The organism is Jatrophihabitans sp. (assembly GCF_036000465.1).
In the GTDB taxonomy this organism is placed as follows: Bacteria; Actinomycetota; Actinomycetes; order Mycobacteriales; family Jatrophihabitantaceae; genus Jatrophihabitans.
The window spans coordinates 1-10,611 of the sequence record NZ_DASYFV010000043.1; the positions used below are offsets into that span (position 1 = coordinate 1).

Consider the following 10,611-nt stretch of genomic DNA (forward strand, 5'->3'; position numbering starts at 1 on the left):
GTCCGACGACGAGATCAAGGCCGAGCTGGCCGCGGAGTCGCCGTACGACGAGTGGCTGCACGCCGGCGTCATGCACCTCGACGCGCTGCCGGAGCGCGAGCACATCGTGCACACGCACGAGAGCGTCCTGCGTCGTCAGCAGACCTTCGGCTACACCGCGGAGGACCTGCGCATCCTGCTGACGCCGATGGCGAAGTCAGGTGCCGAGGCGCTCGGCTCGATGGGCACCGACACCCCGATCGCCGTGCTGTCCTCGCGCCCGCGGCTGCTCTTCGACTACTTCACGCAGCTCTTCGCCCAGGTGACGAACCCGCCGCTCGACGCGATCCGCGAGGAGCTCGTCACCTCGCTGTCCGGCGGCATCGGCCCGGAGCAGAACCTGCTGACGCCCGGCCCGGCGTCGTGCCGCCAGATCGTCATCCCGCGGCCGGTCATCGACAACGACGAGCTGGCCAAGATCTGGCACATCAACGCCGACGGCGACATGCCCGGCTTCCGCTGCCAGCTGATCGACGGCCGCTTCCGCGTGCACGGCGGGGGAGAGGCCCTGGCGGCCGCGCTCGAGCGGGTGCGACGGGAGTGCTCGCAGGCCGTCGAGGCGGGCGCGCGGATCCTGATCCTGTCCGACCGCGACTGCGACGCCGACCACGCGCCGATCCCGTCGCTGCTGCTCACCTCGGCGGTGCACCAGCACCTGATCCGCACCGGGCAGCGCACCCAGGTCGGGCTCATCGCCGAGACCGGTGAGGCCCGCGAGGTGCACCACATCGCGCTGCTGCTCGGCTACGGCGCGGCCGCGGTGAACCCCTACCTCGCCTTCGAGACGATCGACGACATGGTCGCCGCCGGCAGCATCAGCGGGGTCACCGCCGAGAAGGGCATCCACAACTTCGTCAAGGCGCTCAGCAAGGGCGTGCTCAAGGTGATGTCCAAGATGGGCATCTCGACGATCCAGTCCTACACCGGCGCGCAGGTGTTCGAGGCATTCGGTCTCGCGCAGTCCCTCGTCGACGAGTACTTCGGCGGCACGCCGTCCCGGCTCGGTGGCGTCGGCCTCGACGTGCTGGCCGAGGAGGCCGCGGCGCGGCACACGTCGGCCTACCCGCTGATCGAGACGTCACGCGCGCACCGCGGCCTCGACGTGGGTGGTGAGTACCAGTGGCGGCGCGAGGGCGAGCTGCACCTGTTCAACCCCGAGACCGTCTTCCTGCTGCAGCACTCGACGCGCTCGCGGCGCTTCGAGGTGTTCAAGGAGTACACCGACAAGGTGCAGGAGTTGAATCGCGCCGGCGGCACGCTGCGCGGGCTGTTCAACTTCAAGGAGGGTGCCCGTCCGGCCGTCCCGATCGACGAGGTCGAGCCGGTCTCGGAGATCGTGAAGCGCTTCGCGACCGGCGCGATGTCCTACGGCTCGATCTCGGCCGAGGCTCACGAGAACCTCGCCATCGCCATGAACCGTCTCGGCGCGCGTTCGAACTGCGGCGAGGGTGGCGAGGACGCGCGTCGCTTCACGCCGGACGAGAACGGTGACGACCGGCGCTCCAAGATCAAGCAGGTCGCGTCCGGCCGCTTCGGCGTGACGAGCCACTACCTCGTCAACGCCGACGACATCCAGATCAAGGTGGCGCAGGGCGGCAAGCCCGGCGTGGGCGGCCAGCTGCCCGGCTTCAAGGTCTACCCGTGGATCGCGCGCACCCGGCACTCGACGCCGGGCGTCGGCCTGATCTCGCCGCCGCCGCATCACGACATCTACTCGATCGAGGATCTCGCCCAGCTGATCCACGACCTCAAGAACGCCAACTCGCAGGCCCGGGTGCACGTCAAGCTGGTCTCCGAGGCCGGCGTCGGCACCGTCGCGGCCGGCGTGTCGAAGGCGCACGCCGACGTCGTGCTCATCTCCGGGCACGACGGCGGCACCGGCGCGGCCCCGCTGACCTCGCTCAAGCACGCCGGCCTGCCCTGGGAGCTCGGCCTGGCCGACACCCACCAGACGCTGCTGCTCAACGGCCTGCGCGACCGCATCACCGTGCAGGTCGACGGCGCCATGAAGAGCGGGCGCGACGTCGTCGTCGCGGCGCTGCTCGGCGCCGAGGAGTTCGGCTTCGCCACCGCGCCGCTGATCGTGTCGGGCTGCATCATGATGCGGGTCTGCCACCTGGACACCTGCCCGGTCGGCGTCGCCACCCAGAACCCGATCCTGCGGCAGCGGTTCAGCGGCAAGCCCGAGTTCGTCGTCACCTTCTTCGAGTACATCGCCGAGCAGGTGCGCGAGATCCTGGCCTCGCTCGGCTTCCGCTCGATCGACGAGGCCGTCGGCCAGACCGACATGCTCGAGATGTCCGACGCGATCGACCACTGGAAGGCGGCCGGTCTCGACCTCACCCCGATCCTGCGCACCCCGGAGAACCCGTACGAGCAGTCGCTGCACCGCTCGCGCGAGCAGGACCACGGCCTGGACGCCGCGCTCGACAACACGCTCATCCAGCTGTGCGAGGGGGCGCTGCTCGACGCGGCGCCGGTCAGGCTCGAACTGCCGGTGCGCAACGTCAACCGCACGGTCGGCACGATGCTCGGCTCGCTGGTGACCCGCCGCTACGGCGCCGAGGGGCTGCCCGAGGGCACCATCGACGTCACGTTCCGCGGCTCGGGCGGCCAGTCGTTCGGCGCGTTCGTGCCGCACGGCATGACGCTGCGCCTGTTCGGCGACACCAACGACTACGCCGGCAAGGGCCTGTCCGGCGGCATCCTCGCGGTGCGGCCCGACGAGAGGGCGCCGTTCGTCGCCGAGGACAACGTCATCGCCGGCAACGTGATCGCCTACGGCGCCACCGAGGGGCAGATCTACCTCCGCGGTGTGGTCGGCGAGCGCTTCTGCGTCCGCAACTCCGGCGCGACGGTCGTGGCCGAGGGCGTGGGCGACCACGCGCTCGAATACATGACCGGCGGCACGGCCGTGATCCTCGGCCGCACCGGACGCAACATCGGGGCCGGCATGTCGGGCGGCTACGCCTACGTGCTCGATCTCGACCGGGCCGAGGTGAACCCGGAACTCGTCGAGATCGAGGCGGTGTCGCAGGCCGAGAGCGAGCGACTGCGCGGCATCGTCGAGGCCCACGTCGGCTACACCGACTCGGTGGTCGGCCGGGCGCTGCTCAGCGACTGGGCGAGCTCGATCGAGCGGTTCAGCGCCATCGTCCCGCGCGACTTCAAGCGCGTGCTCGAGGCGACAGCGCGGGCCGAGGAGGCCGGCGAGGACGTCGACGAGGCGGTCATGGCGGCGGCAAAGAGCTGAGCTCGCACAGCGCGGGCCTCGGAAGCCCTACGCTGGTGGATGTGATTCGGCATGCCAAGATCGTCTGCACGCTCGGCCCGGCCACCGATACCCCCGAGCGCGCTCGGGCGCTCGTCGAGGCCGGGATGGACGTCGCCCGGCTGAACTTCAGCCACGGCGAGCACTCCGAGCACGGGCGCCGGTTCCACGAGGTGCGCCAGGCCGCGACGGCGGCCGGGCGCAACGTGGCGGTGCTGGCCGACCTGCAGGGACCCAAGATCCGACTCGGCCGCTTCGGCGACGGTCCCGTCACCTGGGCGACCGGCGAGCGGGTGCGCATCACGGTCGAGGACTGCGTCGGCACCCACGACCGCGTCTCGACCACCTACAAGAACCTGGCCGGCGACGTGCGCCCGGGCGACCGCCTGCTCGTCGACGACGGCAACGTGGCGCTGATCGCGGTCGACGTCGAGAACGGCACGGACGTCGTCTGCGACGTCACCGAAGGTGGCGTGGTCAGCGACAACAAGGGCCTGTCGCTGCCCGGCGTCGACGTCAGCGTCCCGGCCATGTCGGACAAGGACGCCGCCGACCTCGAGTTCGCGCTGCGCCTCGGCGTCGACTACATCGCGCTGTCGTTCGTGCGCAACCCCGAGGACGTCAAGCTCGTCCACAAGGTCATGGACGAGGTCGGCGTGCACCGCCCGGTCATCGCGAAGCTGGAGAAGCCCGAGGCGGTCGACCGGCTCGAGGAGATCGTGCTGGCCTTCGACGGCATGATGGTCGCCCGCGGTGACCTCGGCGTCGAGATGCCGCTCGAGATCGTCCCGGTGGTGCAGAAGCGGGCCGTGCAGATCTGCCGCGACAACGCGAAGCCGGTCATCGTCGCGACGCAGATGCTCGAGTCGATGATCACCCACTCGCGCCCCACCCGGGCCGAGGCCTCCGACGTCGCCAACGCGGTCATCGACGGCGCCGACGCGGTGATGCTGTCGGGGGAGACGAGCGTCGGCAAGTTCCCGGTGCAGGCCGTCGCCACCATGAGCCGCATCATCACCTCGGTCGAGGCGTCCGGCACCGGCGTGCGCGGACTGCAGCACAACCCGCGCACCTCGGGCGGTGCGCTGGTGAAGGCGGCCAAGGACATCGGCGACGCGCTCGGCGCGGTCGCGCTGGTGGCGTTCACGCAGACGGGCGACACCGCCCGCCGGCTGTCCCGGTTGCAGCCCTCGCAGCGGCTGCTGGTGTTCACGCCGGTCGAGACGGTGCAGCGGCAGATGGCGCTGCTGTGGGGCGCCGAGGCGCACCTGGTCTGGATGGTCAAGACGACTGACGACATGGTGCGCCAGGTCGACTCGGCCCTGCTCAACCGCGGCGTCTGCCACCCGAACGATCTGGTGATCGTCGTGGCCGGCACGCCGCCGGCGACGCCGGGCGCCACCAACACGATCCGCGTGCACCACATCGGAGACGTCCTGCGCCATGGCTGATCCGGTGACGAGCAACGCCGCCGACCAGAGCAGGAGACCCAGCGCGACCGGGCAGGAGGCCGTCGACGGTCTGGTGCGTCTGCTCGACCTCGAGCGCATCGAGGAGGACATCTTCCGCGGCCTCAGCCCGGACATCCGCTCCCAGCGCGTGTTCGGCGGGCAGGTCGCCGGCCAGGCGCTCGTGGCGGCCGGGCGCACCGTCGACCCCGACCGGCAGGTGCACTCGCTGCACAGCTACTTCATCCGGCCGGGGGACCCGAGCATCCCGATCGTCTACGAGGTCGACCGGGTGCGCGACGGCCGCTCGTTCAGCACCCGCCGGGTGCTGGCGGTGCAGCACGGCCGCGCGATCTTCACGCTGTCGGCATCCTTCCAGCTCGTCCAGGACGGCATCGACCATCAGGAGTCGCCGCCGGACGTGCCGGCGCCGGACACCCTGCCCACCTTCCAGGAGCGGTACATCACGAGCGAGAAGGCGCGGGCCTTCTACGAGGGACGTCCGCGCCCGATCGACCTGCGTTACATCGACGACCCACCGTGGGAGCGGCACCGGAACGGCCCGCGCGAGGGCGGCATCAGCCGGGTCTGGATGAAGGCCGACGGCGTGCTGCCCGACGACCCGCTGCTGCACCTGTGCGTGCTCACCTTCGCCTCCGACATGACGCTGCTCGACGCGGTGCTCGCCCGGCAGGGGCTGGCCCACAACTACGACGACATCAACATGGCCTCGCTCGATCACGCCATGTGGTTCGAGCGGCCGTTCCGGGCCGACGAGTGGTTGCTGTACGCGATGCAGTCGCCCTCGGCCTCGGGTGGGCGCGGGCTCGCGACCGGGCGGTTCTTCACCGAGAGCGGCCGCCAGGTGTGCAGCGTCGTGCAGGAAGGCATGATCCGCGTCGGCGGACGTGCCTAACCGGCCGCCGCCCGCAAAGCCTGCCATGCGGCGGCGACGTGCTCGTGCCTCGTCGACACCGCACCGATCGCGAGGCGCAGTACGGTCGCACCGTCGAGGACGGTGTGGGTGAGGAACAGCGCGCCGGACGCGTTCACCCGGTTCATGAGCTCGAGGGTGGCCTCGTTGCCGGCGGTGAGCCGGAAGGTCACGAGCGCCAGCGGGTGCGGGGCGACGAGCTCGAACCGCTCGTCGGCGGCGACCCAGGAGGCGAACTCCTGGGCCAGCGCGACGTGGCCGCGGATGTGGTCGCGCAGCCCCTCGGCGCCGTACCAGCGCAGCACGGCCCAGAGCTTGAGCGCGCGGAAGCGGCGGCCGAGCGGCACCTGCCAGTCGCGGTAGTCGATGACGGCCCCGGAATCGGACGCGGCGTTGCGCAGGTACTCGGGCAGGATCGACAGCGCGCCGACGAGCGCGGCGCGGTCGGCCACCCAGAAGGTGTCGCAGTCGAAGTTGGTGAGCAGCCACTTGTGCGGGTTGGTGGCGTAGGAGTCGACCGATCCGACGCCGGCGTTGATCCAGCGGAACTCGGGGGCGACGGCGGCGACCCCGGCCCAGGCGGCGTCGACGTGGATCCAGGCGCCGGCGTCGTGCGCGAGGTCGGCGAGCGCCCCGACCGGGTCGATCGCGCCGGTGCCGGTGGCCCCGACGGAGGCGACGACGAGGGTGGGGGTGAGCCCGGCGGCGACGTCGGCGGCGACGAGTTCGCGCAGGTGCTCGGGACGCGCGGCGTGGGTCGTCGGGTCGACGTCGATCTTGCGCAGCGCGTCGGCCCCGAGCCCGGCGATCCGGCAGGCCTTTTCGATGGAAGAGTGCGACTGGCCCGATGTGTAGACGGTGTAGCCGCCGGCGGCGACACCGTCACGTTCGGTGCGCCCGCCGCTGACGCGGTGCAGCGCGGCGAGCAGCGCGCAGAGCACGGCGTCGGACGCGCTGTGCTGGATGACGCCGCCGCCCGCCGTGCCCGAGCGGAAGCGATCGGGCAGGTCGAGCAGCTGCGCGAGCCAGTCGAGCACGTGCGTCTCGAGCTCGGTCGCGGCCGGGGAGGTGGACCACAACATCCCCTGCACGCCCAGGCCCGAGGCCAGCAGGTCACCGAGCATCGCCGGCCCGCTCGAGTTGCCCGGGAAGTAGGCGAAGAACGACGGGTGCTGCCAGTGCGTGATGCCCGGCATGATGATCGAATCCACATCGCGCAGCACCGCCTCGAACGGCTCGCCCTGCTCGGGCGGCTCGGGCGGCAGCGCGGCGCGGATGTCACCCGGCGCGACCTGCGACAGCACCGGGTACCGCTCGACGTTCTGCTGGTACTCGGCGATCCAGTCGACGACCGCGTGGCCGTAGCGTCGGAACTCCTCCGGTGTCATGTGCCCCGTCACGTCAGGCAGTCTGCCCGATCACCGCTTCGGGCCGATGCGCGCGTCCATGGCCGCGACCGCCGAGCGGCGGGCGACGGAGATGCTGGTCGGCCGGTTGAACCGCCAGGCCACGCCGGCGAGGTCGAGCGCCTCACCCATGATCGCGAGGATGTCGCTCGAGGTGTTGCTGAAGAAGTAGCGCGGGTAGCTATAGGTCTTTCCGTTCACCACGACCCGGTTGATCGCCCGGCAGCCGTCGGAGTGGACGAGCCCGCGGATGAGCGGCCACGGATCGGCGACCATGAGCTCGCGCTGCCAGCCGGCCAGCACGATCGGCCGCTCGTGCTTGCGCCCCGGCCCGTGCTGCGGGAGCAGGCACGGCCAGTGCTTCCAGTAGCTGTACCGGTCGCTGCAGCCGACGCACTGGACGTGGCCCGGAAGGTTGCCACTGAGGTCCAGCAGCGCCGCGTCAACCTCAGCCGCGATCGTCGGGTAGTCGTCGGCGCACGCGATCCGCAGCTTCGGCACGCGGGCAGATGTCACGAGGTAACCGTCGCCCAGGTACTGACCGAGGAGATAGCCGTAGGTTGCCGGCTCAGGGCATGGAACGCCCGCACACAGCCAGCATCGGCCGGGGCGATGCGCGAGGTCGTCAGCCGGCAACCGTGACCACCTGTGGACGGTCTGGACAGCGAGGCCGAGCTCGGCGGCGACGCGCCGGAGGCTCTGGCCGTCGGCAAGCCGGCGCCGCACCTCGAGTCGGATCTCCAGGCTGTGCACGCCGTGATCATCACGGACGGTGCCGACACTTCTCGCCGCGTGGTGCCCCCGGTGGGAGTCGAACCCACACTGAACGGGTTTTGAATCCGCGTCCTCTGCCAGTTGGGATACAGGGGCCAACCGCTGCTGTCGAAGATTCATCCTATCGGGGGAGGCTCGTCGGCAATTCGGCGCGCCGGGGGCGTCACATAGGTGAAATGTCTATCGGTCTAGGCTGATGACTCGCTCGTTCACCGTCGAACTCGAGAGGTCCGCCCGTGGCTGCCGCCCCCGCCGATCCGTCGGAGACGCAGCCGCTCCGGGTGCTCATCGCCGAGGACGAGGCGCTGATCCGACTCGATCTGCGCGAGATGCTCGAGGAGGAGGGCTTCACCGTCGTCGGTGAGGCCGCCGACGGCGAGCAGGCCGTCGCCCTGGCGACCGAGCTGACCCCCGATCTCGTCATCTGCGACGTCAAGATGCCCAAGATGGACGGCATCGCCGCCGCGGCCCAGATCACCGACGCCCGCATCGCTCCCGTCGTGATGCTGACGGCGTTCAGCCAGCGCGATCTCATCGAACGCGCGCGGGACGCCGGCGCGATGGCCTACCTCGTGAAGCCGTTCCAGAAGCGCGATCTGCTGCCCGCGATCGAGATGGCCACCTCGCGTTTCGCCGAGATCCGGGCCCTCGAGGCCGAGGTCACGGGGCTCCGCGAGCGGCTCGAGGCGCGCAAGCTGATCGAGCGGGCGAAGGGCGCGCTGATGACCGCGCACGGCCTGAGCGAGCCCGAGGCATTCCGGTGGATCCAGCGCGCCGCGATGGACAACCGCACGTCGATGCGCGCCGTCGCCGAGCTCGTTCTCAGCGGCGACACGGATCCGAAACCGACGACCGCCGAATAGCGGCCAAGATCGGTCCCGCCTTGGGTGGAGATTTGGTCACGACCACGTATCGGCCCGTTTGGCTGGTACCGCACGCCCCCTAATTGGGCTAACGTCCCGCCAACCGGCGTGATGCCGGATGTCCCACGAAGCCCTCACAGGAGGCTCAGCAGTGCGATCTCGTGCAATGACCACCATCGCGGTGTTTGCGACCGCGGGCGCCATGGCGCTCACCGGCTGCTCCAGCAGCGGCAAGAGCACCGGCGGCGGCCTCGGCGGCGGAAGCTCCACGCCCGCCACCGGCGGCAGCAGCACCGGCAGCGCTCCGGCAGCCACCGGCAAGACCTACACGATCGGTTTCGAAGGCCCGCTCTCCGGCGCCAACGCCCAGCTCGGCATCAACGAGCTCTACGGCGCGCAGATCGCGGTCGACGACGCCAACAAGGACAGCTCGCTCGGCTTCAAGGTCAAGCTGATCCAGTCCGACGACGAGGGTGACCCGGCGAAGTCGCCGGCCGCCGCCACAGCGCTCGTGTCCAACCCCGACGTCATCGCCGAGGTCGGCCCGAGCTTCTCGGGCAGCACCCTGGCCGTCGGCAAGATCTACTCGGCCGCCAACATGGCGTTCGTGACCCCGTCCGCGTCGAAGGGCACCTTGCAGACGCAGGGGTTCAAGACGTTCTTCCGGGTCATCCCGAACGACTTCGTCGAGGCCCCGGCCGGCGCCGACTTCCTGAAGCGCCACGGCACGAAGAACATGTTCGTGCTCCAGGACCTCAGCCCGTACGGCCAGGGTGTCGGTGACTCGGTCAAGGCCCAGGCCCAGAAGGACGGCATCAAGGTCACCGAGCAGGGTCTCGACGGCACCACCACCAAGAACTACGGCCCGATCGCGCAGACGATCGCCAACTCCGGTGCCGACACCCTGTTCTACGCGGGTTACGACGCGCAGGCCGCCCTGCTTGCCAAGGCGCTCGTCGCCGCCGGCTTCAAGGGCACCACGATCGGTGGCAACGGCATCAAGTCGTCGGTCTTCACCAAGGACTCGGGTTCGGCCGGCAACGGCTGGTATATGACCTGCGGTTGCGCCGACGCCACCACGCTGCCGGCGGCCAAGCAGTTCGTCACCGAGTACCAGGCGAAGTACCACACCCCGCCGTCGACGTACTCGCCCGAGGCCTACGACGCCACCAACCTGGTGATCGCGGCGATCAAGGCGGCCGGGGCCAACCCGACCCGCCAGTCGGTCGCCGAGCAGGTCGCGAAGTCCGACTTCAAGGGCCTCACCGCCACGATCAAGTTCCAGTCCAACGGTGACCTCGACCCGGCCGGTCAGGTCGTGAACCTGTACCGCCAGGTAAACGGTGTCATCAAGGTGCTGGGCACCAACATCAAGACCCAGAGCTAGGCAAGACCGTTCGAGGTGGGACGGGTCGGCGACGCCGGCCCGTCCCATTCGATTGCGCTAGGCCGTCGTCCGGGGACCGACCGGCGTTGATGAGGAGCACTTGACCGTGGCGTCACAGAACTGGTTCGAACAGCTTCCGCAGAATCTCGTGATCGGCTTGCAGCAGGGGTCGCTCTACGCGCTCGTCGCGCTCGGCTACACCCTCGTCTACGGCGTGCTGCAGCTCATCAACTTCGCACACAGCGAAGTGTTCATGTCAGGCGCGTTCGGCAGCTATCTCGTCGTGAACGGCATCATCGGCAACCGACATCTGAGCGGCGTGGCGATACCGCTCACGCTGATCGCGGGGGCGCTCAGCGGCGCTCTCACCGGCGCGGCCATCGCCTGGCTGCTCGAGAAGGTGGCGTACAAGACGCTGCGGCAACGAGGTGCGCCGAAGTTGGCGTTCCTCATCAGCGCCATCGGCGCGTCGTTCTTCCTGTCCAACCT

8 protein-coding genes and 1 tRNA gene are annotated in these 10,611 nt (G+C 70.0%); 6 read left to right on the forward strand and 3 right to left on the reverse strand.

The genetic code is table 11. The features are described 5' to 3' along the window. From gltB to VGN18_RS13850, 3 genes are all read left to right on the forward strand, one after another. On the forward strand, positions 1 to 3,292 hold a 3,292-nt coding region (gene gltB, locus VGN18_RS13840; RefSeq protein ID WP_327540287.1), incomplete at its 5' end, for a glutamate synthase large subunit. 35 nt (positions 3,293 to 3,327) lie between these two features. Beyond that, positions 3,328 to 4,761 carry a pyruvate kinase gene (gene pyk, locus VGN18_RS13845; protein ID WP_349259917.1) on the forward strand — a complete coding sequence of 478 codons (1,434 nt, stop codon included), beginning with the start codon at positions 3,328 to 3,330 and terminating at the stop codon, positions 4,759 to 4,761. Then, complete coding sequence (locus VGN18_RS13850; RefSeq protein WP_327540289.1) at positions 4,754 to 5,674, forward strand: acyl-CoA thioesterase II; 921 nt, start codon at positions 4,754 to 4,756, stop codon at positions 5,672 to 5,674. The genes pyk and VGN18_RS13850 overlap by 8 nt, the downstream gene beginning before the upstream one ends. Here VGN18_RS13850 and VGN18_RS13855 read toward each other — a convergent pair. The 3 genes from VGN18_RS13855 to VGN18_RS13865 form a co-directional block, all read right to left on the reverse strand. After that, positions 5,671 to 7,080 carry a pyridoxal-dependent decarboxylase gene (locus tag VGN18_RS13855; protein ID WP_349259918.1) on the reverse strand — a complete coding sequence of 470 codons (1,410 nt, stop codon included), beginning with the start codon at positions 7,078 to 7,080 and terminating at the stop codon, positions 5,671 to 5,673. The two genes, VGN18_RS13850 and VGN18_RS13855, sit on opposite strands and share 4 nt — an antisense overlap. A gap of 30 nt (positions 7,081 to 7,110) precedes the next feature. Beyond that, entirely contained in the window at positions 7,111 to 7,614 is a 504-nt protein-coding gene (locus VGN18_RS13860; protein WP_327540291.1) for a hypothetical protein, read from the reverse strand. A 277-nt stretch (positions 7,615 to 7,891) separates the two neighbouring features. After that, positions 7,892 to 7,968 (reverse strand) — tRNA-Leu (locus VGN18_RS13865). A 140-nt stretch (positions 7,969 to 8,108) separates the two neighbouring features. Between VGN18_RS13865 and VGN18_RS13870 the strand changes: the two genes are divergently transcribed. The 3 genes from VGN18_RS13870 to VGN18_RS13880 form a co-directional block, all read left to right on the forward strand. Next, on the forward strand, positions 8,109 to 8,735 hold the full coding sequence (locus tag VGN18_RS13870) for an ANTAR domain-containing response regulator (protein WP_327540292.1): 627 nt from the start codon (positions 8,109 to 8,111) through the stop codon (positions 8,733 to 8,735). 166 nt (positions 8,736 to 8,901) lie between these two features. Next, entirely contained in the window at positions 8,902 to 10,122 is a 1,221-nt protein-coding gene (locus VGN18_RS13875; protein ID WP_327540293.1) for a branched-chain amino acid ABC transporter substrate-binding protein, read from the forward strand. Positions 10,123 to 10,228: 106 nt separating this feature from the next. Beyond that, a partial coding sequence (locus tag VGN18_RS13880) for an ABC transporter permease subunit (RefSeq protein WP_414655055.1) occupies positions 10,229 to 10,611 on the forward strand: 383 nt, incomplete at its 3' end.

What these genes read in the sequence shown, in the direction of transcription:
- VGN18_RS13855 (WP_349259918.1), bottom strand. Translation starts at nt 7,080, where the DNA reads ATGACACCGGAGGAGTTCCGACGCTACGGCCACGCGGTCGTCGACTGG.
- VGN18_RS13850 (WP_327540289.1), top strand. Translation starts at nt 4,754, where the DNA reads ATGGCTGATCCGGTGACGAGCAACGCCGCCGACCAGAGCAGGAGACCC.
- VGN18_RS13875 (WP_327540293.1), top strand. Translation starts at nt 8,902, where the DNA reads ATGACCACCATCGCGGTGTTTGCGACCGCGGGCGCCATGGCGCTCACC.